At 69.8% G+C, this 22072-nt stretch carries 18 protein-coding genes, 3 tRNA genes and 1 pseudogene; 11 read left to right on the top strand and 11 right to left on the bottom strand.

The features are described from left to right. Nucleotides 1-14: 14 nt before the first annotated feature. The 4 genes from ACHBTE_RS17815 to ACHBTE_RS17800 all read left to right on the top strand — a co-directional run bounded on the left by ACHBTE_RS17815 (nucleotide 15) and on the right by ACHBTE_RS17800 (nucleotide 6057). Nucleotides 15-1268 (top strand): deoxyguanosinetriphosphate triphosphohydrolase, encoded by a 1254-nt coding sequence (locus tag ACHBTE_RS17815; RefSeq protein ID WP_394724873.1) that lies wholly within the window; start codon nucleotides 15-17, stop codon nucleotides 1266-1268. Between the two features lie 179 nt (nucleotides 1269-1447). Further along, a complete protein-coding gene (locus tag ACHBTE_RS17810; RefSeq protein ID WP_394724872.1) occupies nucleotides 1448-2713 on the top strand; it encodes an NAD(P)/FAD-dependent oxidoreductase in 1266 nt (421 codons plus the stop codon). A gap of 29 nt (nucleotides 2714-2742) precedes the next feature. Continuing rightward, a complete protein-coding gene (dnaG, locus tag ACHBTE_RS17805) occupies nucleotides 2743-4647 on the top strand; it encodes a DNA primase (RefSeq protein ID WP_394724871.1) in 1905 nt (634 codons plus the stop codon). A 102-nt stretch (nucleotides 4648-4749) separates the two neighbouring features. Next, nucleotides 4750-6057, top strand: a complete 1308-nt coding sequence (locus tag ACHBTE_RS17800; RefSeq protein ID WP_394724870.1) for an RNA polymerase sigma factor — start codon at nucleotides 4750-4752, stop codon at nucleotides 6055-6057. 133 nt (nucleotides 6058-6190) lie between these two features. On the opposite strand, the gene ACHBTE_RS17795 is transcribed toward ACHBTE_RS17800, so the two are convergent. From ACHBTE_RS17795 to ACHBTE_RS17780, 4 genes are all read right to left on the bottom strand, one after another. After that, nucleotides 6191-8119, bottom strand: coding sequence for an ABC transporter ATP-binding protein (locus tag ACHBTE_RS17795; protein WP_394724869.1), 1929 nt, complete (start codon nucleotides 8117-8119; stop codon nucleotides 6191-6193). Beyond that, nucleotides 8119-9852 carry an ABC transporter ATP-binding protein gene (locus ACHBTE_RS17790; protein WP_394724868.1) on the bottom strand — a complete coding sequence of 578 codons (1734 nt, stop codon included), beginning with the start codon at nucleotides 9850-9852 and terminating at the stop codon, nucleotides 8119-8121. The genes ACHBTE_RS17795 and ACHBTE_RS17790 overlap by 1 nt, the downstream gene beginning before the upstream one ends. A gap of 182 nt (nucleotides 9853-10034) precedes the next feature. After that, nucleotides 10035-11492, bottom strand: coding sequence for an FGGY-family carbohydrate kinase (locus ACHBTE_RS17785; protein WP_394724867.1), 1458 nt, complete (start codon nucleotides 11490-11492; stop codon nucleotides 10035-10037). A 149-nt stretch (nucleotides 11493-11641) separates the two neighbouring features. Beyond that, nucleotides 11642-11950, bottom strand: a complete 309-nt coding sequence (locus ACHBTE_RS17780) for a YtxH domain-containing protein (RefSeq protein WP_394724866.1) — start codon at nucleotides 11948-11950, stop codon at nucleotides 11642-11644. A 161-nt stretch (nucleotides 11951-12111) separates the two neighbouring features. Between ACHBTE_RS17780 and ACHBTE_RS17775 the strand changes: the two genes are divergently transcribed. The 3 genes from ACHBTE_RS17775 to ACHBTE_RS17765 all read left to right on the top strand — a co-directional run bounded on the left by ACHBTE_RS17775 (nucleotide 12112) and on the right by ACHBTE_RS17765 (nucleotide 12517). Beyond that, a tRNA-Asn gene (locus tag ACHBTE_RS17775) sits at nucleotides 12112-12184 on the top strand. 5 nt (nucleotides 12185-12189) lie between these two features. Continuing rightward, nucleotides 12190-12262: transfer RNA gene (locus ACHBTE_RS17770), tRNA-Asn, on the top strand. 178 nt (nucleotides 12263-12440) lie between these two features. Continuing rightward, nucleotides 12441-12517: transfer RNA gene (locus tag ACHBTE_RS17765), tRNA-Ile, on the top strand. 409 nt (nucleotides 12518-12926) lie between these two features. On the opposite strand, the gene ACHBTE_RS17760 is transcribed toward ACHBTE_RS17765, so the two are convergent. Next, complete coding sequence (locus ACHBTE_RS17760; RefSeq protein WP_394724865.1) at nucleotides 12927-13586, bottom strand: DUF6415 family natural product biosynthesis protein; 660 nt, start codon at nucleotides 13584-13586, stop codon at nucleotides 12927-12929. Here ACHBTE_RS17760 and ACHBTE_RS17755 point away from each other — a divergent pair. Further along, nucleotides 13585-14161 (top strand): annotated as a pseudogene (locus ACHBTE_RS17755) (HD domain-containing protein); the annotation flags it as partial. The gene ACHBTE_RS17760 and the pseudogene ACHBTE_RS17755 overlap by 2 nt on opposite strands. Before the next feature lie 264 nt (nucleotides 14162-14425). Here ACHBTE_RS17755 and ACHBTE_RS17750 read toward each other — a convergent pair. After that, a complete protein-coding gene (locus tag ACHBTE_RS17750; protein WP_345046227.1) occupies nucleotides 14426-14596 on the bottom strand; it encodes a hydrophobic protein in 171 nt (56 codons plus the stop codon). Nucleotides 14597-14849: 253 nt separating this feature from the next. On the opposite strand from ACHBTE_RS17750, the gene ACHBTE_RS17745 reads away from it, so the two are divergent. Beyond that, nucleotides 14850-15296 (top strand): ATP-binding protein, encoded by a 447-nt coding sequence (locus ACHBTE_RS17745; RefSeq protein WP_394724864.1) that lies wholly within the window; start codon nucleotides 14850-14852, stop codon nucleotides 15294-15296. 91 nt (nucleotides 15297-15387) lie between these two features. Here ACHBTE_RS17745 and ACHBTE_RS17740 read toward each other — a convergent pair whose 3' ends face one another. From ACHBTE_RS17740 to ACHBTE_RS17720, 5 genes are all read right to left on the bottom strand, one after another. Beyond that, nucleotides 15388-16563, bottom strand: a complete 1176-nt coding sequence (locus ACHBTE_RS17740; RefSeq protein ID WP_394724863.1) for a phosphatidylserine/phosphatidylglycerophosphate/cardiolipin synthase family protein — start codon at nucleotides 16561-16563, stop codon at nucleotides 15388-15390. A gap of 189 nt (nucleotides 16564-16752) precedes the next feature. Beyond that, the gene (locus tag ACHBTE_RS17735) at nucleotides 16753-17595 is read right to left on the bottom strand and encodes an RNA polymerase sigma factor SigF (RefSeq protein ID WP_394724862.1); all 843 of its coding nucleotides are present in this window, start codon (nucleotides 17593-17595) and stop codon (nucleotides 16753-16755) included. 97 nt (nucleotides 17596-17692) lie between these two features. Then, nucleotides 17693-17935: a DUF6411 family protein gene (locus ACHBTE_RS17730; RefSeq protein ID WP_394724861.1), complete on the bottom strand. Its 243-nt coding sequence runs from the start codon at nucleotides 17933-17935 to the stop codon at nucleotides 17693-17695. 142 nt (nucleotides 17936-18077) lie between these two features. Continuing rightward, the gene (locus tag ACHBTE_RS17725; RefSeq protein ID WP_394724860.1) at nucleotides 18078-18650 is read right to left on the bottom strand and encodes a DUF6328 family protein; all 573 of its coding nucleotides are present in this window, start codon (nucleotides 18648-18650) and stop codon (nucleotides 18078-18080) included. Nucleotides 18651-18711: 61 nt separating this feature from the next. Next, complete coding sequence (locus ACHBTE_RS17720; protein ID WP_394724859.1) at nucleotides 18712-19965, bottom strand: acetyl-CoA carboxylase biotin carboxylase subunit family protein; 1254 nt, start codon at nucleotides 19963-19965, stop codon at nucleotides 18712-18714. Nucleotides 19966-20415: 450 nt separating this feature from the next. On the opposite strand from ACHBTE_RS17720, the gene ACHBTE_RS17715 reads away from it, so the two are divergent. Further along, nucleotides 20416-20601 carry a hypothetical protein gene (locus ACHBTE_RS17715; RefSeq protein ID WP_394724858.1) on the top strand — a complete coding sequence of 62 codons (186 nt, stop codon included), beginning with the start codon at nucleotides 20416-20418 and terminating at the stop codon, nucleotides 20599-20601. A 61-nt stretch (nucleotides 20602-20662) separates the two neighbouring features. After that, nucleotides 20663-21991 (top strand): lysine N(6)-hydroxylase/L-ornithine N(5)-oxygenase family protein, encoded by a 1329-nt coding sequence (locus tag ACHBTE_RS17710; RefSeq protein WP_394724857.1) that lies wholly within the window; start codon nucleotides 20663-20665, stop codon nucleotides 21989-21991. The last annotated feature ends 81 nt before the right edge of the window (nucleotides 21992-22072 follow it).

Below are 22072 nucleotides of genomic sequence, written 5' to 3'. Positions count from 1 at the left end.
CTTACTGTCGGTGCATGTACTACGACGAGTCAGCAGTCGAACGCTGGGCCCCCGAACCCGACAAACGCCCAGGCCGCACGGCCTTCCAACGAGACCGCGCCCGCGTACTGCACTCCGCCGCCCTGCGCAGGCTCGCCGGCAAGACCCAGGTGGTCACCCCGGGAACCCACTCCCACGCCTGGGACCCGAGCCCCCGCACCCGCCTCACCCACTCCCTGGAGTGCGCACAGGTGGGGCGAGAGCTCGGCGCGGCCCTCGGCTGCGACCCCGACCTGGTGGAGGCCGCCTGCCTCTCCCACGACCTCGGCCACCCCCCGTTCGGCCACAACGGCGAAGTCGCGCTGAACGAGTTCGCCGAGGACTGCGGCGGCTTCGAGGGCAACGCCCAGTCGCTGCGCCTGCTCACCCGCATCGAACCCAAGCGGTTCACCCCCGAGGGCTCCGTCGGCCTCAACCTCACCCGAGCCACCCTCGACGCCGCCACCAAGTACCCCTGGCCCCGCGGCGCCCACCCGTCCGACCCCGAGTCCCCGAAGTTCGGTGTCTACGAGGACGACCGCCCCGTCTTCGACTGGCTCCGCAAGGACGCTCCCGGCACCCGCACCACCTTCGAGGCCCAGGTCATGGACTGGTCCGACGACGTGGCGTACTCCGTGCACGACGTCGAGGACGGCCTGCACGCCGGCCACATCGACCCCAACTGCCTGCACGCCGAGCCGGAACGCCAGGGCGTCTTCGCCGTCGCCGTCGGCCGGTATGTGCCGGAGGACACCGACCCGCACGAGCTGGCCGCCGCCCTCGACCGGCTCCAGGACCAGCAGTGGTGGCCGCACGGCTACGACGGCTCGGCCGTCGCCCAGGCCCGCCTCAAGGACGCCACCAGCCAGCTCATCGGCCGTTTCTGCCTGGCCGCGGAGAGCGCCACCCGCGCGGCGTACGGCGCCGGGCGGCTCACCCGCTACGACGCCGAACTCGTCGTACCGCACGAGACCCGGCTGGAGTGCGCGGTCCTCAAGGCCGTCGCCGACCGGTACGTCATGCAGCGCGCCGAGCAGGAGCGGCTCCGCGCCGACCAGCGGATCGTCATCGCCGAACTCGCCGAGGCGCTCACCGCCCGCGCGCCCGACGGGCTGGATCCGCAGTTCCGCACCCTGTTCGAGCGGGCCGGGGACGAGCGGGCCCGCAAGCGGGTGATCGTCGACCAGATCGCCTCCCTGACGGACGCCTCGGCCCGCTCGCTGCACGCGCGGTTCACCGGGCGCGGCTGAGGGGCCGGCAACTCCCGGCGGCGGCGGGATCCTTCACCCGCCTGCGACAGATGAGGCACCCGGGGCGAACGGGCACTCGAAAGTGACCCTGCGTGGCCTGATCGGGTCACCCCCTCTTCCCGCATCACGCTGCGTGCGGGACGCTCGCATGTGGCGACACCCTTACGAGGAGGCACCAAGTGGTCGACGCGGATCAGACATTCGTCATCGTCGGAGGCGGACTCGCCGGCGCGAAGGCGGCCGAGACGCTCCGAACGGAGGGCTTCACCGGGCGGGTGATACTGATCTGCGACGAGCGCGACCACCCGTACGAGCGGCCACCGCTGTCCAAGGGCTACCTCCTCGGCAAGGAGGAGCGCGACAGCGTCTTCGTGCACGAGCCCGCCTGGTACGCCCGCAACGACATCGAGCTGCACCTCGGCCAGACCGTCGACGCGATCGACCGTGAGGCGAAGACGGTGCGCTTCGGCGAGGACGGCACCCTCGCCCACTACGACAAGCTCCTGCTGGCCACCGGTGCCGAGCCGCGTCGCCTGGACATTCCGGGCACCGACCTGGCCGGCGTGCACCATCTGCGCCGGATCGCGCACGCGGAGCGCCTCAAGGGCGTCCTCGCCTCCCTCGGCCGGGACAACGGCCACATCGTGATCGCCGGCGCCGGCTGGATCGGCCTGGAGGTGGCGGCGGCGGCCCGGGAGTACGGCGCCGAGGTCACCGTCGTCGAACCGGAGGCCACCGCGCTGCACGGCGTGCTCGGCCCCGAGCTGGGCGCGCTCTTCGCCGAGCTGCACCGGGAGCACGGCGTGCGGTTCCACTTCGGCCGGCGGCTGACGGAGATCGTCGGCCAGGACGGCATGGTGCTGGCCGCGCGCACCGACGACGGCGAGGAGCACCCGGCGCACGACGTCCTCGCGGCGATCGGCGCCGCCCCGCGGATCGGTCTCGCGGAGGCGGCGGGTCTGGAGATCGCCGACCGCGCGCACGGGCGCGGCGTGGTGGTGGACGAACAGCTGCGCACCTCCGACCCCGACATCTACGCCGCCGGCGACGTGGCCTCCTTCCCGCACGCCCTGTTCGACACCCGGCTGCGCGTGGAGCACTGGGCCAACGCGCTGAACGGCGGACCGGCCGCGGCCCGGGCGATGCTCGGGCAGGACGTCACCTACGACCGGGTGCCCTACTTCTTCTCCGACCAGTACGACCTGGGCATGGAGTACTCCGGCTGGGCGCCCCCGGGGTCGTACGACGAGGTGGTGATCCGCGGGGACGCCGGCAAGCGGGAGTTCATCGCCTTCTGGGTGAAGGACGGCCGGGTGCTGGCCGGGATGAACGTGAACGTGTGGGACGTCACGGACCCCATTCAGCAGCTGATCCGCTCGAAGGCACAGGTGAACACGGAGACCCTGGCGGACCCACACATTCCGCTCGAAAGCCTCGCACCGTAGGTGTCAGTCCGCCCCCGTAGAATCACCACGTGGCAGGACGGATCAACGACGAGGACGTGAAGGCGGTACGGGACGCGGTCCCGATCGACGCCGTGGTGTCCGAGTACCTCCAGCTGCGCAACGCGGGCGGCGGGAACCTCAAGGGGCTGTGCCCCTTCCACGACGAGAAGTCGCCGTCCTTCCAGGTCAGCCCGAGCAAGGGGCTCTTCCACTGCTTCGGCTGCCAGGAGGGCGGCGACACCATCACGTTCGTGATGAAGGTCGACCACCTCTCCTTCTCCGAGGCGGTCGAGCGGCTCGCCGCCCAGGCCGGCATCACCCTGCGCTACGAGGAGGGCGGGTACAACCCGGCCCACCAGCGCGGCGAGCGGATCCGCCTGGTCGAGGCCCACAAGATCGCCGCCGACTGGTACATGGAACAGCTCGCCACCAGCCCGGAGGCCGACACCGGCCGTCAGTTCCTCGCCGAGCGCGGCTTCGACCAGGCAGCCGCACAGCACTTCTGCGTCGGCTACAGCCCCCAGGGCTGGGACCACCTCACCCGCTATCTGCGCGGCAAGGGCTTCACCGACAAGGAGCTGATCCTCTCCGGACTGTCCCAGGAGGGCCGCCGCGGCCCCATCGACCGCTTCCGGGGCCGTCTGATGTGGCCGATCCGCGACATCGGCGGCGACGTCGTCGGCTTCGGCGCCCGCAAACTGTACGAGGCCGACAACGGCCCCAAGTACCTCAACACCCCCGAGACGGCGATCTACAAGAAGTCCCACGTTTTGTACGGCATCGACCTCGCGAAGAAGGACATCGCGAAGGCGAGCCGCGCGGTGGTGGTCGAGGGCTACACGGACGTGATGGCCTGCCACCTGGCCGGCGTCACGACCGCCATCGCGACCTGCGGCACCGCCTTCGGCGGCGACCACATCAAGATCCTGCGCAGGCTGCTGATGGACAACGGCTCGGCCCGCGTGATCTTCACCTTCGACGGCGACGCGGCCGGCCAGAAGGCGGCCCTGCGCGCCTTCGAGGACGACCAGAAGTTCGCGGCGGAGACGTACATCGCGATCGCACCGGACGGTATGGACCCCTGCGAACTGCGCCTCGCCAAGGGCGACGACGCGGTCGCGGACCTGGTCGAGCCACGCACCCCGCTCTTCGAGTTCGCCCTGCGCCAGATCGTCGTCCGCTACGACCTGGACACCCCGGCGGGCCGCGCCGCCGCCCTGGACGAGGCCGCCCCGATCGTCGCCCGCATCAAGAACAGCGGCGCCCAGCACGAGGTCGCCGTCCAGCTCGCGGGCATGCTCGGCATCCTGGACACCCAGTTCGTGGTCAAGCGGGTGGCCCAGCTGGCGCGTTGGGCCCGGGACCGGGGCGGCAGGGGACCGGCACCGGCCGCCCGGGGCCCGCAGCAGCCGTACGACTCCGCCCCCGTCTCCCGCCCCTCCGGCCCGGCCCTGACGCTGCGCAACCCGGTCTACGCGACCGAACGCGAACTTCTCAAACTGGCCCTCCAGCGCCCCGAGTTGGTCTCCCCGGCCTTCGACGCGTACGGCGTCGACGAGTTCACCGCCGCGCCCTACGCCGCCGTACGCCAGGCGATCATGGACGCGGGCGGCGCGGAGTACGGCATCCAGGACCCGCCGGAGTATCTGGTCCGGGTCCGCGAGGCGGCCCCCGACGACCAGGTCCGCGCGATGGTCACGGAGCTGGCCGTCGAGGCGATCCTGCGCAGGACGGTCGACGAGAACTACGCCGGCGAACAACTCGTCACCGTCCGCCGCCGCGCCGTCGAGCGCCGCATCCGTGACATCCAGAGCCAGCTGACCCGCCTCGGCGCGGGCGGCGACCGCGCCCAACTGGCCGCCGTGCAGAACGAACTGTGGGTCCTCCAGCAGTACGACCAGGCACTACGCGAGCGCGGAGCCGGCGCCCTCTGAGCGACTGCCTCGGCAGGGTCACCACGCAGTCACGGACCGGACTCAAAAAGTCACCGCACGCCCCTCGTGGCGGCGATGTGTCGTACTCCACACTGGGTTGCGGTGCCTGAGTCCTCGGAGCGCGGCCGATCCGTCCCCCACGGGTCCCACACCCCCGCGGTTCCGCTCATCGCGTACGGGACGGACAGCGGCGAGGCCGCCGACTCCGCCCTCGAAGCAGCGCTGCCGTACGACTCGGCAGCGATCATCCTGGAGGTCGCCCCCGTGCAGACCCAGACCCTCATCCAGACCGACAGTACGGACGGCACGGACCGGGCCGCGGAGACCGACGTTCTCGTCGCGGTGCCTCCGCAGAGCCGTGTCGCGCACCACCCGGAGACGGGGACGGAGCCGCAGGCCCCGTCCGAGGCGCCCGAGCCGCCCGCCGAAGCGCTGGACGCCGAAGCCGCCGAACCCGTGGAAGCACCCCTGCCGGCCCGGGTCCGCGCCGACACCAGCGGCCCCTCCTCCGACCTGTTCCGCCAGTATCTGCGGGAGATCGGCCGCATCCCCCTGCTCACCGCGGCCGAGGAGGTCGAACTCGCCCGCCGTGTCGAGGCCGGCCTGTTCGCCGAGGAGAAACTGAAGCGCACCCCCGACCTGGAGAGCCGGCTCGCCCTCGACCTGGACCGCCTCGTCGTCATGGGCCGCATGGCCAAGCGCCGCCTCATCGAGGCCAACCTGCGGCTCGTGGTCTCCGTCGCCAAACGGTACGTCGGCCGCGGCCTGACCATGCTCGACCTGGTCCAGGAGGGCAACCTCGGCCTCATCCGCGCCGTGGAGAAGTTCGACTACGCCCGCGGCTACAAGTTCTCCACGTACGCCACCTGGTGGATCCGCCAGGCCATGTCCCGCGCCCTCGCCGACCAGGCCCGCACCATCCGGGTGCCGGTCCACGTGGTCGAGCTGATCAACCGGGTCGTCCGCGTCCAGCGCCGCATGCTCCAGGAACGCGGCTACGAACCCACGCCGGAAGAGGTGGCCGCCCACCTCGACCTCGCTCCCGAGCGGGTCAGCGAGGTCCTGCGGCTGGCGCAGGAACCGGTGTCCCTGCACGCCCCCGTGGGCGAGGAGGACGACGTCGCCCTCGGCGACCTCATCGAGGACGGCGACGCGACGAGTCCCGTCGAGTCGGCGGCGTTCCTGCTGCTCAAGGAGCATCTGGAAGCGGTGCTGTCGACTCTGGGCGAACGCGAACGCAAGGTCGTCCAACTCCGCTACGGCCTCGCGGACGGCCGCCCCCGCACGCTGGAGGAGATCGGCCGCATCTTCGGCGTGACGCGGGAACGCATCCGCCAGATCGAGTCGAAGACCCTCAACAAGCTCCGGGACCATGCGTTCGCGGATCAACTGCGGGGCTATCTGGACTGACGCCGTCCGCGGGCCGGTGGGGGTCGGTCGCGCAGCCGCGCCGCGCCCCTTCAGGGGCGCGGGGAACTGCGCGACCAGCCACGACGGACCCGCAGCCGGCCCGCGACACCACGTGGCACCCCCGGACGCGGACTCAGTCCACCTCCGCCACCGCCTGCGCGAACTGCGCCTTGTACAGCCGCGCGTACGCCCCGTCCGCCGCCAACAGCTCGCCGTGCGCGCCCTGTTCCACGATCGAGCCGTTCTCCATGACGAGGATGGTGTCCGCGTCCCGGATCGTCGACAGCCGGTGGGCGATGACGAACGACGTGCGCCCGTGCGCGAGCTTGGCCATCGCCTTCTGGATCAGCACCTCGGTGCGGGTGTCGACGGACGAGGTCGCCTCGTCCAGCACCAGGATCACGGGGTCGGACAGAAACGCCCGCGCGATCGTGATCAGCTGCTTCTCACCCGCGCTGACCCCCGACCCCTCGTCGTCGATCACCGTGTCGTACCCGTCGGGCAGCGTACGGATGAACCGGTCGGCGTGCGCGGCCCGCGCGGCCTCCTCGATCTCGCCCCGGGTGACCTCCCGGGACGCCCCGTACGCGATGTTCTCGGCGATCGTGCCGCCGAACAGCCAGGTGTCCTGGAGCACCATCCCGATCCCGGCCCGCAGTTCGTCCCGCGACATACGGGAGATGTCGACGCCGTCGAGCGTGATCCGCCCGGACGAGACCTCGTAGAACCGCATCAGCAGATTGACGAGGGTCGTCTTCCCCGCCCCCGTCGGCCCGACGATCGCCACCGTGTGCCCCGGTTCCACCGTCAGCGACAGCTGCTCGATCAGCGGCTTCTCGGGGTCGTACCGGAAGGACACCCCCTCCAGCGCCACCCGGCCCCGCAGCTCCTCCGGCCGCACCCCCGGCACCGGGTCGGCCTCCTGCTCCTCCGCGTCGAGGAGCTCGAAGATCCGCTCGGCCGAGGCGACACCCGACTGCACGAGGTTCGCCATCGACGCGACCTGCGTCAGCGGCATCGAGAACTGCCGCGAGTACTGGATGAACGCCTGCACGTCACCGATCGACAGCGAGCCGGACGCCACCCGCAGACCGCCGACCACCGCGACCAGCACGTAGTTGATGTTGGACACGAACAGCATCAGCGGCTGCATCACACCGCTGTTGAACTGCGCCCGGAAGCCCGCCTCGTACAGCGCCTCGTTCTGCTCGGCGAACTGCTTCGCCGACTCCTCCTGCCGCCCGAACACCTTCACCAGGGTGTGCCCGGTGTACATCTCCTCGACATGCGCGTTGAGCTTGCCGGTGGAGCGCCACTGCTGCACGAAGTGCGGCTGCGACCGCTTGCCCACGCGCGTGGCGACGTAGAACGACAGCGGCACCGTCACCAGCGCGACCAGCGCCAGCAGCCACGACACCCAGAACATCATCGCCAGCACCCCGATGATGGTGAGCACCGAGTTGATCAGCTGGCCCATCGACTGCTGGAGCGTCTGCCCGATGTTGTCGATGTCGTTCGTCGCCCGCGACAGCACCTCACCGCGCTGCCGCTTGTCGAAGTACGACAGCGGCAGCCGCGACAGCTTCGTCTGGACGTCCTCGCGCATCCGGAACATCGTCCGGTTCACGGCCCGGTTCACCAGCCGCGTCGCCACCGCCATCAGCAGACCGGCGACGAGGAACACCCCCAGCGCGAACAGCAGGACATGTCCGACGGCCGTGAAGTCGATGCCCTGGCCCGGGGTGAAGTCGGTGCTGCGGAGCATGTCGGCCACCTGGCCGTCGCCGCGCTCGCGCATGGCCGCGAGAACCTGCTCCTTGGACATCCCGGAGTCGAACTGCCGCCCGACGATGCCCGCGAAGACCAGGTCGGTGGCCTCGCCGAGGATCTTCGGCCCGGCGACCGACAGACCCACGCTGACGACCACGCAGAGCAGCAGCGCGTAGATGGTGAGCCGCTCGGGCCCGAACCGGGCGACCAGTCGCCGGCCCGACACCTTGAAGTCCAGCGAGCGCTGATCGGGACCGCCGCCGGCCATCATCCGTCCCATGGGCCCGGCCATCAGGCAGCCTCCGCTTCCGTCAGCTGGGAGAGCACGATCTCCCGGTACGTCTCGTTGTCCGCCATCAGCTCGTGATGCCGGCCGGTGCCGACCACCCGCCCCTCGTCGAGCACCACGATCCGGTCGGCGTCCCGGATCGTCGCCACGCGCTGCGCGACGATCACAACGGTCGCCTCGGCGGTCTCCCGTCCCAGAGCCGTCCGCAGAGCCGCGTCCGTGGCGTAGTCGAGAGCGGAGAAGGAGTCGTCGAACAGATAGATCTCCGGGCGCTGGACCAGGGTCCGCGCGATCGCCAGTCGCTGCCGCTGACCACCGGAGACATTCGTGCCGCCCTGCGCGACGGGCGCGTCCAGCCCGCCCTCCAGCCGCTCCACGAACTCCTTGGCCTGCGCCACCTCCAGCGCGTGCCACAGCTCCTCGTCCGTCGCGTCCGGATTGCCGTAGCGCAGGTTCGTCGCCACGGTCCCCGCGAACAGGTACGGCTTCTGCGGCACCAGCCCGACGGTCCGGGCCAGGACCTGCGGATCGATGCTCGCCACGTCCTCGCCGTCCACCAGCACCCGGCCGTCCGTCGCGTCGAACAGCCGGGGCACGAGCCCCAGCAGGGTCGACTTCCCGCTGCCCGTCGAGCCGATCACGGCCGTCGTCTCGCCCGGCAGCGCCACCAGGTCGACCGCCTTCAGCACCGGTTCCTCGGCACCCGGATAGCGGAAGCCCGCGCCCCGCATCTCCAGCTGACCGTGCCGGCGCAGCTCACGCACCGGCGCCACCGGCGGCACCACGCTGGAGGAGGTGTCCAGGACCTCCTGGATGCGCTCGGCGCACACCTCCGCGCGCGGCACCATCATGAACATGAAGGTGGCCATCATCACGGACATCACGATCTGCATCAGATAGGCGAGGAACGCCGTCAGATCGCCGATCTGCATCCCGCCGCTGTCGATGCGGTGGGCGCCGAACCACACCACCGCGATCGACGACAGGTTCACCACCGTCATGACGATCGGGAACATCAGCGCGAGCAGCCGGCCGGTGCCCATCGCCATGTCGGTGAGCTCGGTGTTGGCCTTCCGGAACCGCTGCTGCTCGTACTCGTCGCGCACGAACGCCCGGATCACCCGGTTGCCGGTGATCTGCTCGCGCAGCACCCGGTTCACCGTGTCCAGCCGCTTCTGCATGGTCCTGAACAGCGGGCGCAGCCGCCGCACGATCAAGGTCACGCTGATGCCGAGCACGGGCACCACGGCGACCAGCACAGCGGACAGCGGCACATCGAGGCCGAGGGCCAGCACGATGCCGCCCACGCACATGATCGGCGCCGAGACCATCAGGGTGAACGTCATCAGGGCCAGCATCTGGACCTGCTGCACGTCATTGGTCGTACGGGTGATCAGCGAGGGCGCGCCGAAATGCCCGACCTCACGCGCCGAAAACGACTGCACCCGGTCGAAGACGGCCGCCCGTACGTCCCGGCCGAGTGCCGCGGCCGTGCGGGCGCCGTAGTAGACGGCACCGATGTTGCACACGACCTGCGCCAGTGAGATGCCGACCATCAGGGCGCCGTAGGACAGGATGTAGCCGGTGTCGCCGTTGACGACGCCCTTGTCGATGATGTCCGCGTTCAGCGTGGGCAGGTACAGGGTGGCGCAGGTCTGGAGGAACTGGAGCAGCACCAGCCAGGCGATGGGTTGTCGGTAGGGCCTGAGGTGGGTCCGCAGAAGTCGTATGAGCACGCTGCTTCTCTCGGAGTGGGCGGGATCGGCGACGGGGCGTTTGGTTGCCCCTGGCCCCTATCGTCGAACACTCCACCCGTGTTACCTCAACCGATTAAGCCGTCGGCGCGGCTTCATACGGCCTTCCGGGTCCCCTTCCTACCTGTCTCTTACCTTTCGCTGCCCAGGAAGCCCCCTCGCCGCTACGACCGGAACGCCCCGGGGTGTGTCTGCTCCCGCACCGAGACGAACTGCTGCCGGACCGCCTGACCCACCGCCAGCTCCTCACCCGGGTCCAGCACCTGCGCGGCGGCGCCCTGCCAGACCGGCGGGGTACGCGGGTCGAGTGTGCCCTGCGACACACCGAGCGCCCATGCCGCCTGCCGCGCGGCCCCGATCGCCGCGTAGTCCGCGGGCTGCGGTACGACGACCTGCGCCCCGAACAGCGCGGGGGCCGCGGCCTGCACCGCGGGCAGTTCGGCAGCCGCCCCGAGCAGGAAGATCCGCCGCACCTCCACACCCCGGCCGCGCAGCACGTCCAGCGCGTCCGCGAGCCCGCACAGCATGCCCTCGAACGCGGCCCGCGCCAGATGCTCCGGCTTCATCGACTCCCGCCTGAGCCCCGCCAGCGAGCCCGCGGTGTGCGGCAGATTCGGCGTCCGCTCCCCCTCCAGATAGGGCAGCAGCACCAGGCCGTGGGAACCCGGCGTCGACTTCATCGCCAGGTCGGACAGGCTCTGGAGATCGGACACACCGAGAAGTTCGGCGGTGCCGCGCAGGGTGCGTACGGCGTTGAGGGTGGTGACGACCGGGAGGTGCATGCCGGTCGCGTCGGCCAGGGAGGTGATCATCCCGCTGCTGTCGACGAGGGCCTCGGGGTGGACGGCCATCACCGACCCGGAGGCACCGAGTGACACCACGGCGTCGCCCAGCCCGATGCCGAGCCCGAAGGCGGCGGCCATGGTCTCGCCGGTCCCCGCGGAGATCAGCAGCCCTTCCGGGGTCGTACCGGCCGCCTCCGCAGGACCGATCACCTCGGGCAGCATGGCCTGATGGCCGAGCGCCAGCTCCACGAGATCGGAACGGTAGGTACCGGTGGCCGCGGACCAGTAGCCCGTGCCCGAGGCCCCGCCCCGGTCCGTGGTCCTGCGCACCGGACGGCCCAGGAGCTGCCACACCAGCCAGTCGTGCGCCTGCATGAGGACGGCCGCGCGCAGGGCGTTCTCCGGCTCGGTCTTCGCCAGCCAGCGCAGCTTGGTCACCGGCCGCGCGGCCTGCGGCACACACCCCACGGCCTGCGCCCACGCCTCACGGCCGCCCAGCGCGTCGATCAGATCGGCCGCCGCGACCTGCGCCCGCTTGTCGCCGCCGACCAGCGCCGGGCGCACGGTGTTGCCCTGCGAGTCGAGCGGGACCACCGCGTTCTGCTGCGCCGACACGCCGATGGCCTGCACACCTTCGAGGAGCCCGCCGCCGGCCGCCTCCCCGAGGGAGAGCAGCCAGGCCTGCGGGTCGACGTCGGAGGGACGGGTGCCGCCGCCTTCCGGCGACTCCACCGGATGCGGGGCGTACCCCTGCCTCAGCACGGCTCCTGTGTCCGTGTCGCATACGACGATGCGCGTGAAATCGGGCGAACTGTCCAGCCCGGCGACTATCCCCATGGCCCAAATTGTGCCGTAGCGCTGCGCTTGCTTGGGCCGCGGGCGCCGTCGGGGTGCGGGGCCGCTCCCGGGCGCGGGTCCGTCGTGGCTGTTCGCGCAGTTCCCCGCGCCCCTCGGCGCATGGCGGTCACCGGCGTCCAGAAGTGCCGCTAAGTGTTGCTGGTGCCCCAGTCGTCTTCCGCGCCTCCGTTGTGGGCGCTGCGTTCGCGCAGGGAGCGGACCCGGTCGGCCACGGAGGCGGGGACTCGGTCGGAGACCTTGTCGCTGACCGTGTGGTAGGCCTTGCCCGCGAAGTGGCGGCCCTGCTGGGCGGCCGATTCGGCGGTGTTGCGGACGGCGGGGTTCTGGGAGATCTCCCGGGCCGTCTTCTTCAGCTGCTCGTAGCGCTCGCGTCCGGCCCGTGTGCCGAGCACGTACCCGACGGCGAGTCCGACGACGAACGTGAGCCGGTAGCGCATGGCGGCCACCCTTCCCTTTTGTCTAGGTCCCTGGTGCGGCGTCGGCGCCGAGGGGAACCGATTGGCGGAGCACCCCCCTGCTTGCGCTAATGTATGTGTCGCAGCGAGCGCACGCCCCCTGGCGAATACCCAGGTAGGTGCGTTCGATGCACACGAGACCTTCCTCGGTAGCTCAATTGGCAGAGCAGCCGGCTGTTAACCGGCAGGTTACTGGTTCGAGTCCAGTCCGGGGAGCTCGGTCCTCCGTAGCTCAATTGGCAGAGCAGCCGGCTGTTAACCGGCAGGTTACTGGTTCGAGTCCAGTCGGGGGAGCATGCTGAACGAGGACCCCGTCGGGGTCCTTTTTCATGTTCGGCCCGTCCGCCGGGAACCGTGCAGGTCGGGGCGGAGTCCTTCAGGGCATGCGAAGTCGACCATACGAAGCAGGAGATCGTATGAGCGGCTATGCTGCGGCAGACGGCGCGCACACTTGTACGCGACACGCCGCTATGGGGCGGTAGCTCAGCCGGTTAGAGCAGCGGACTCATAATCCGTCGGCCGTGGGTTCGAGTCCCACCCGCCCCACCAAGCGCCATCTGTGCAGAAACGATGCGACCTGCGGAAGCGCGTCAGCCCCTCGAAGGCGGAGGGGCTTTTCCCGTCTCAGGAGATCGTCAGCTCAGCCGACGCTCAGCCGAAGTGCAGACGATCATGACGTGGGGCGGCCCCCGACCGGTTGCTGTGTCCCGGTCGAGGGCGCCGGAGTGCCGCCCGCCCCCTTGCGCTCACGGGTGCGAGGACGGGCGGGGTGATCAGACAGACCACCAGCTACCCGATTCGTCCTCACCGTGGGGCAGCGGGCACGGATCCAGCCCGGCCGTCAAAGGGATCATCTGCTGGTCACGGGAGACGGGGCAGTACCTCCCTCGAACGTGGTCGATCCTCCGCTCCTCCTCGGCGAGCTGCCGAGGCGGGGTCTTCGGTGCGGTGCGCGCCGTCAGCGGCGGGGGCGGCCCGCGCTCGAGCACGCGGCATGGCTACGCCCGGACACCTGGGCGCCACCGGACGGGCTGACTTGCTCATAGGGCTGCGTCGGCCGGCCGTCATCGAGAGGCTGGTCGCAGGCAAGGCACATACGCGCTCCGGTGAGGGCGGCGCGGTGATCGCACAGGGCCGGCACGGATCGGGCCGGCCGTTTCACGCGCTCTGTCTCACCGTGCAGGCCCGCGGCTTCCGGTTCGTCGAGGCGTCGGCGAGCCTCGCCGACACCGGCAATGGCGAGCCGGCCGGGCACGTCGCTCACGGGCAGGCTCGCGGCGAGCTGCTGGATCTCGGAAGCCAGGTGTTCCAGGAACGTGCTGAGGTCTGTGGACCACAGCTTGAGGCTTTCGTGGCGCGGCAGCGCGCGCTGGTCGAGGAACCAGGGGCTGCGGCTCGCATGCTCGCCGTGCCGGGCGCGAGGCAGTCCGTCTGTCCCTGGGTGGCGTTCACCGGACGGCACCGACTTGCTGCGCGCGCAGTCGGCAGCCCGGCGGGCCCTGCGCGAACGCCCACCGATGATGTGGGATGACTCCGGGCTTTCGCCGCAGGCTCGGCGGGAGCTGGAGGGCATCCGGTACGCGATCCGCCTCGCCGAGGCGTGCAAGGGGACACCCATGGGTGACCAGGACCTGGCGGACGTAGCCCACTTCCTGCGGGAGGCAGCCACGTTGAAGGCGGCCCGCCGAACGGGCTGGTGGACGGCGGGCGTTCGTGACCCCGAGAGCGTCGCCGAGCACGCATGGCGCACGTCCGTCATCGCCTCGGTCATCGCCACCCTGTAGGGCGCCCACGCCGCGAGGGCCGCGCACCTGGCGGTGTGGCAAGACTCGCAGGAGACGCGCACGGGCGACGTGAACCACCTGGGGAAGAAGTACGCGGCCCCGGGTGATCCCGTGGCGGTGACGGCGGACCGGACGGCCGGCATGCCCGAGGTCCCGCGGACGGCGGTCCGTGCCCGTGGTCGCCGAGTGCGAGGCACACGAGATCCCAGAGGCCATCTGCGCCCGGGACGCGGACAAGCTGGAGTTCAGGTTGCAGGGCCTGGAGTACAAGGGCCGGGGGTACGAGGCGGCGCAGTGGTGGGTGGACAACAGCCGGGCCCGGATTGTCACCAAGTCCGGCCGGCAGCTCGCGGATCAGCTTCTGGCGCAGGCCCCGCTCGACTGGCTGCGCGCAGCAATGGGCGAGCGCGAACAACCCTTGGACACACGAAAGGAGGCCGCGCCCTCCCGGAGGCGGACTCACCTTCTCCACCGCACCCGCTTTCCTCACCCCTCGTACTCATAAACAGGGCTGTTGCAGAGGACTCATCGGTGGGAGCCGGCGTGCTCGCCCATGCCGGGCGGAATGCGGACACATTCGTCGGGGCCAAAGGGCGCGTCCCCGCATGCGGCGGACACGACCGCAGGGACCGGCCGTCATGACGGCCGGTCCCTGGAAAGTGGGTGGGTCAGATCACCATCGATACCAGCGGCCTCGGCCACCGCCCGCGCTGGTGGAGCGCATGACGAAGCCGAGGAGCCACAGCACCAGGACGGCAAGGGCCACCCACCACAGGATCTTGACGGCGAAGCCGGCGCCGAAAAGGATTACCGCGAGAAGCAGAACGAGAAGCAAGGGAACCATAGTCAACGACCTCCTGCACCTCCGATTGCCCCTTGATTCGACACTCATTCCTGCCTGGTGCGTTGTTTGTCGAGGAGGAATCGGGGCATCGTGAATTCCTTCTCAATTCAGCAAGGGGTCGCGTCCGAGGACCGGTTCGGCGTCGCATCACGTTGCCGGAGTGCGTCATGAACCAGGCGGTAGTGGGTACACAAAATGTGCGATAGCGACAACATCGATGAAATGAGAAGGAACGACCCACGGGGAGAGTTCTATGGTCACCCCGCTCGACAATCGGACATCGGACGACCGAGACCCAGCGGCGGTGCTGCGCTACCGCACCGCCTGGCATACGGACACATCGCCCGCCGCGGCCCGCGCAGCCGTACGCGCGCTGTTGGCCAGGGCCGGCTACGACCCCGACCACCAGAGTGTCCAGGACGCACAACTCATCGTCAGTGAACTGGTCACCAACGCGCTGCGCCACGCACCCGGCCCGGGTCGACTGGAGCTGGAGGTGACACCCGAGGTCGCCTTGCTGCGCATCACCGTGGGCGACACTTCCCCACGCCTGCCGGAACTGCGGACGCACGACGCCCGTCGCGTCGGCGGGCACGGCCTGCGTCTGATCACCGGGCTGTGCGGCCGGCTGCACACCGTTGCCTTGGACACTGGCAAGCAAGTCGCCGCTCACCTTCACCTGCGCGAGCCGACCGTTTAGCGTGCCTGGCCCTTGCCGGTTCGGCCGCCGGTCGACCGGCGGCGAACACGGCGAGCTGACCGCCTGATGACCCGCATCCTCCTGCGTGGCGTCAGAGGAAGCGGCGAATGGGCCGCACGGCTGCTTCGCGGGCCCGTTGGAGAACAGGGCGCCGCTTCCACTGCCCGGCCCGCATCCGTTCACTGGCGGCGATGTCCGTGTCGAAATGAGCATCGAGGGTCGCGCAGAAATCGGCGTCCAGGACGGCGAGCATGACTTCCTCGTCGTGGTCGAGGGAGCGCCGGTTGAAGTTGGTCGACCCGATGAGGGCCGCCGTGCGGTCCGCGGTGATGACCTTGGCGTGCATCATGGTCGGCTGGTACTGGTAGATCTTGATTCCGCAGGCGAGCAGGTCCTCGTAGAAGTGCTGTCCTGCCAGTTGGCAGACCCGCTTGTCGGTGTGCGGTCCGGGCAGCAGGATTTCGACCTCCACCCCGCGGCGGGCGGTGGCGCACAGCAGTTCGATGAAGTAGGCGTCTGGAGAGAAGTAGGCGGTGGCCAGCCGGAGTCGCTCCTCGGCCGACTCGATGATCACTCGGATCAGGGTCTGCATGTCCTGCCAGCCGAAGCTCGCCGAACCGCGTACCACCTGCACGACTGCGTTTCCTTGCGGGCGGTGGCTGGTGAACCGGTCGCGGTTGTCGAAGAGTTCGTCGTGGCATTCCGCCCAATTCTGCGCGAACGCAGCCGCGATGCCGTCCACGGCAGGCCCGCGTACCTCGATGTGGGTGTCCCGCCATTCCTGCGGATTGCGGGCGTCGCCGCACCACTCCTCGGCGATGCCGACACCGCCGGTGAATGCCACCTGTTCGTCCACGACCAGCACCTTGCGGTGGCAGCGGTGATTCTGCTTGAGCGGCGACAGGTACAGCGGTTTGCGGAACCAGGCCACCTGCACGCCCGCCCGGCGCATCTGAGTCAGCAGGTCCTTTTCGATGAGCCGGCTGCCGAAGCCGTCCAGCAGCAGCCGTACCCGAAGCCCGGCTCGGGCCCGCTGCGCCAGTGCGTGCGCGAAGTCGCGAGCGATGGCGCCCTTCCAGTACACGAACGTCATCATGTCCACCGTGTGCTCGGCGGAGTTGATGGCGTCGAGCATCGCCGGGAAGATCTCGTCACCATTGCGTAGGGCTGTCAGCGCGTTGCCCTCGGTGGCCGCGATGCCGATGAGGCGTTCCAGTCGACGCCGGATGCGCAACCCTCGCTCATCAGGGGTTTCGCAGCCGTTCATGCGATCCGTGGGCTCCGATGTGTCCTGAGCGCTGGTCATCCTGGCCTCTCAGTCGTCGCCGGCTCGTTGTCGCTCATTCGGCGTGCTCCGGATCGTCCGTCCGCGTCGGCTGACCGCGGGCGTTCTGGTGCTGTAGTGCTGAAGTGCTGTGGGCGGCAGGGCCGCGTGGGCGGCTGGTCACGCTGGAGGTCAAACGCCGGCGAGCATGCCTTCGCGCAGGCGGGCCAGTAGTCGCGAGACCAGGCGCGAGACGTGCATCTGCGAGCATCCGAGGCGCTCGCCGATCTCCTTCTGCGTGAGCTCTTCCACGAAACGCAAGTGAAGGATCTGACGGTCGCGTTCGTCGAGCTCGGCGATCATCGGTGCCAGGGCATGGAAGTCCTCGACGAGTTCGAGGGCGATGTCGTCGGCACCGATGAAGTCCGCCAGAACCGCCTCGCCGTCCTCGCCGGAGTTGATGGCTGCGTCCAGGGAGGCGGAGTTGTAGCCGTTGGACGCCAGACGCGCCTCGCGGACCTCCTCTTCCGGCAGGCACATCAGTTCGGACAGTTCCCTGGTCGTCGGCGTGCGGCCCAGCCTGCTGCCGAGTTCCTCGGTGGCCCGGGCCAGCTGGACGCGTGCCTCCTGCAGACGCCGGGGCACGTGCACGGCCCAGGAGGTGTCGCGGAAGAACCGCTTCATCTCGCCGACTATGTAGGGCACAGCGAACGAGGTGAACTCGACCTCACGGGTCAGCTCGAACCGGTCGATGGCCTTGATCAGACCGATCATGCCGACCTGGACGATGTCCTCCATCTCTCCAGGACCGCGGCTGCGGAACCGGCCGGCCGCGTAGCGGACGAGGGACATGTTCATCTCGATCAGCGTGTTGCGTGTGTCCTGGTACTCAGGTGTTCCCTCCTCCAGTACCGCGAGTCGGTCGAAGAACAGCTTCGACAACTCCCGCGCGTCCTTGGGCGCCACCCTCGACGGGTCCTTGATCTCCGGCAGTCCGGTGGTGTGCTCGGCGACTGCGTGCACGGTTGTCGTCATGGCCTGTCCTCCCAGTCGGCCGACCTCTGCGATCGTCGGCCCGGGCCGACAAAGGGGCGTCTACCCCGTCCTTCGCCGCGCACGCTCCAGGCGCCGGTCAGAACGGCATGCGGCCACGGGCCCGTCGACCAGCCGAACCGCTGCGACCGACTGCCTTGGAACCGCTGCGGAAAGGCTTGCTGAACACACGCCCCAGGAAGCCGGGGGCCTTCCCACCGGCCCGTGCTCCGACGCCGAGTGAGCGCTGAGTGCCGCGTTGCGGATGGTGAGAAAGGCGCGGTACCAGGAAAGCGAGAAGCGCGAGCACGACGCACAGCGCGACGATTCCGACGATCAGCATCAGGCGACTCCTGAACGTGAGATGAGATGTGTCTGTCGTTCGCCCTCAGGGCGCGGGCCGGCGCGATGCCAGGCGGCGAAGGCGCCGATGCCACTGACGAGCGGATGTCCATGCCGGGTACCCGGGTACCTCAAGGGAGGAACTACCGAACTCGACGTGCCTCACGCCTGTCGTCGCGCGCGGAGCGTCGGCGCAGCCAGACAGGCAATCCGTACCAGCACATGGCGAACCACAGCATGACCCCGCCGACCAGCAGTTCGGCGAGCAGACTCGGCACCACGACGTGGAGGAGAAGCAGAAGCGTGCCGCCGATCGTCAGTGCGAGAAGCACCATTCCGAACACCATCAGCCTGCCCGCAACCACGACGATGTGGTCCTTCATGCGCTGCCCCGACAGCAGCCGGTGTATGGACACCGGTGCGATCAGCGCCCCGGTGGCGGAGGCCCCGAGTATCACGGTGATCACATAGACCACGTGATCGAAGGTTTCCAGCTTGTGGAAGTGCGAAGTGAACGCCACGCTCAGGAGAAAACCGAAGAGAATCTGCACACCGGTCTGCGCGACCCTCGTCTCTTGCAGGATCTCGTTCCACTTGCGATTCAGCCGGTCCCGTTCCGGTTCCTGCGGTTCGGGGGCTCTGTGGTCTCCCGTGTCGCGACACGAGGGGCAGCCGGGCTGTGGCTCGTTGGACACCGACTGGTCGGTCATGCTCATGGGATCCTCCTTCTCGGGGAGTATCCGGATGCCCGCCATCGGCGATTTCACGTCCCTTCAGTCAGGGCAGGGGAGTGAGTGACAGGCGGGTGGCTCGGGCCGCCTCGTCGAGGGCTTGGTCGCAGGTGGTGCGGTCGGGGGCCGTGCAGACGACGTAGGCGTATCGGCTGAGGTATCCGCCCGGGGGGAGGCGCAGTTCGGTTCCGGGGGTGGCGATCGGCTCGGCCGCGAGGAGGCCGTCGATGCTGCCGGGCTCGGGGACCGAGACCTCCTGGACGCGGCAGTCGTGCGGGGGGTACGTGAAGCGGATGCCGGTGGTGCGGTGTTCGGTGCGGGTGAGGTCGGGGCGCTTGCCGAGGGCCAGTTCGGCGGCCACGCGGCCGGGGCGGATGCCGGTGGCGAGTTCGCCGAGCCAGGGGATGAGGTCGCCGCCGAGGCGGGCGTTGACCTCGACGACGACGGGGCCGCGTTCGGTGAAGAGGACCTCGGTGTGGGTGGTGCCGGTGGAGACGTGCAGCGCCTCGTGGGCCGTCCTGAGGACGTGCAGGAGTTCCGGGTCGGACAGCAGCTCGTCGGCGGCGTCGACCACATGGCCGGTCTCTTCGAAGTAGGGGGCGAACCCGGTCTGCTTGCGGGCGACGAACACCGGCTCGTACACACCGTCGGCGCAGATGCCGTCGACGCTGATCTCCGGGCCGGTCATGAACTCCTCGAGCAGCACCCCGCCCTCGTAGTCCGGGGAGCCGCCGTGCCCGGCCAGCTCGGCCATGGTGAAGGCGTCGTCGAACGCGTCCGGGTCGTCGACGCGCACGACACCGATGCTGGCGCCCATGCCGCGCGGCTTGAGCACCATGGGGAAGCCGATCTCCGTGGCCGCCCCGCGAGCCTCCTCCAGGGTGTACGCGAGCGCGAATCGGGGCTGGGGGAGCCCGGCCAGGGTGAGGGCGGAGCGGGTGCGGTGCTTGTTGCGGCAGCGGTCGGCGCCGTCCACGGTGAGGCCCGGCAGGCCCAGTTTCTCGGCGATCAGCGCGGCGGTCGTCACCAGTGTCTCGTCGTAGGTGAACACGCCCGCGACGCCGTGTGACGCGGCGATCTCCTGGGCCGTGGCGAGGATCCGCTCGCGGTCCGGGACGAGCCGGGCCGCGTCGAGCAGGGGCACCACGCTCCAGCCGGCGGCGTGGGGGCGCTGCCAGGTCGGCTCGGCCGCGTCGATCAGCCACAGCGGGTGCCGCTCGGCGGCCGACGCGAGCAGGTACTCGCGGTAGCGCTGGAGGCCGCTGCCGATCACGAGCAGGGCGTCGGTCTGTGCGGTCATGGTGCCGGCTCCTCAGCCTCGATGGTGGAGGGCGGGACCGGAGGCCCGGGCCCGCCCTCCACCATCGCCGCTCGCCCGCGCCACGACGGGGTGCACACGGGGCCAGAAATCCGCCAGGCGGGAACCTGCCAGGTGTGTAAATCGGATGAACGGGGTGTGAATCGCAGGAACGCCCATCTATGGGGGCCAATGCATGCTCCGCGTCCCGGGATTTCGGTCATGTGTGGCTCATGAGCGCCTCATGGACGGCTGCGGAATAGTCCGTTCATCACGGTATTTCAGTTTATGGGCGATTTGTTAGGCCGTCGTATTCCTGCCAGGCGGTTTGACGGTCATCAGGGAACCCCGCACTCCGCCCGGCGGGCTGCCAAGGTTGCCGAGGCATCCCGGGCGAATCCGCCGGTTGAGGCCCAGCACTCCCCATTCGAACTCGACTTTCGAGGAGTACGCATGTCCCGTACCCGTGCAGCCGTGGTCGCCGCTCTGTCGCTCACGACCCTGGTCGTGGCCCTCACCGGATCCGTGGACCGCACCGACGGCGACTCCGGCTGGGGCACGGTCCGGGCGGGCGACTCCGGCTGGGGCCGCTCGGCCGAGCAGGCCGAGACCACCACCTTCACCGCACCGGGCGTCTGAAGCCGTTCACCCCGCTCCGGCACACCGCCTGGAGTAATGCCACTGCACCGAGGGGAAGTTCATGTCCAACCACGACGTCGAAGTCCTGGCCATCGGAGCGGGGCCGGCCAACCTGGCCCTCGCCGTGGCACTCGAGGAGCTCGCGCCCGCGCACCTGGCGGACGGCACGCTCCTGCTCGAACGAGGTGACAGCATCGCCTGGCAGCGCGGCATGCTGCTCCCCTGGTCGCTGAGCCAGGTCTCCTTCCTCAAGGACCTTGTGACCCTGCGCAATCCGCGGAGCAGGTACTCCTTCGTCAACTACCTGCATGAGACAGGGCGCCTGGAGGACTTCATCAACCTCGGCACGTTCACCCCGTACCGCAGCGAGATATCCGACTACCAGCGCTGGGTCGCCGAGTCCCTGGAGCACGTCAAGGTGCGCTACGGATCCCGCGTCACCTCGCTTCGCCCGCGCCGCGACCCAGGAGGCGTGGTCGACGGCTGGGTGGCCCGCATGGCCGACGGCTCCAGCGTCACGGGCCGTCAGCTCGTGGTCGGAGCCGGCCGCGACGCCAACATCCCCGCGGTCTTCCGGGGGCTCGGCGCCGAACGGCTCATCCACAGCACCGAGTACATGGACCGGATCAGCGGGCTGCCACGCACCCCGGGACGCCGGGTGGTGGTGATCGGCGGGGCCCAGAGCGCCGCCGAGATGTTCCACTCCGTGCAGCAGGACCTGCCCGGCTGCGAACCGACCCTGATCATGCGCTCGATCGGGCTCAACCACTACGAGACCAGCAAGTTCACCAACGAGCTCTTCTACGCCGGTTTCGTCGACGAGTTCTTCCACGCCGAGCCGGAGGCACGCGCCCGCGTCCTCGCCGAGATGCACCGCACCAACTACGCGGGGCTGACCCCGACCATGCTGGAGCAGCTGTACCGGCAGGTCTACCTGGACCGGATGCGTGGCCGGGACCGGCCGTCGATCCGCACGATGACCCAGGTCACCGCCGCCCGTGACACCGGCGACGAGGTCGTCCTGACCCTGGTCAACCGGCTGACCGGCGCCGAGGAGGAGATCTCCTGCGACGTCGTCCTGCTGGGCACCGGCTTCCGCTCCGAGCAGCCGGCCGTCATCCGCAGCCTCGCCGACGCGCTGGGCCTGGAGCACGTCGAGGTCGGCCGCGACTACCGCCTGGACATCGGCGAGCCGTCCACCGCCACCGTCCACCTCCAGGGCGTCAACGAGGCCACGCACGGCATCGCCGACTCCCTGCTCAGCATCCTCGCCCAGCGCAGCGAGGAGATCGCCCGGAGCCTGATCCGGCACGCCGCCCCGGCCGCGGACCGCATCACGCCCATGTCCCCCGGCAGGGACCGCAAGCCGGTGGTGGCCGGCAGCCGCTGATCCTCCCCGTCACCCCCGCCGTCGGACGGGCCGTCACCAACGCCCACCGCAGGAGGGCGCCCCCGGCCCCTGCCGCCCGAC

Source organism: Streptomyces sp. M41, assembly GCF_043673425.1.
GTDB lineage: Bacteria > Actinomycetota > Actinomycetes > Streptomycetales > Streptomycetaceae > Streptomyces.
This window is presented reverse-complemented; position numbering and strand designations above follow the sequence as displayed.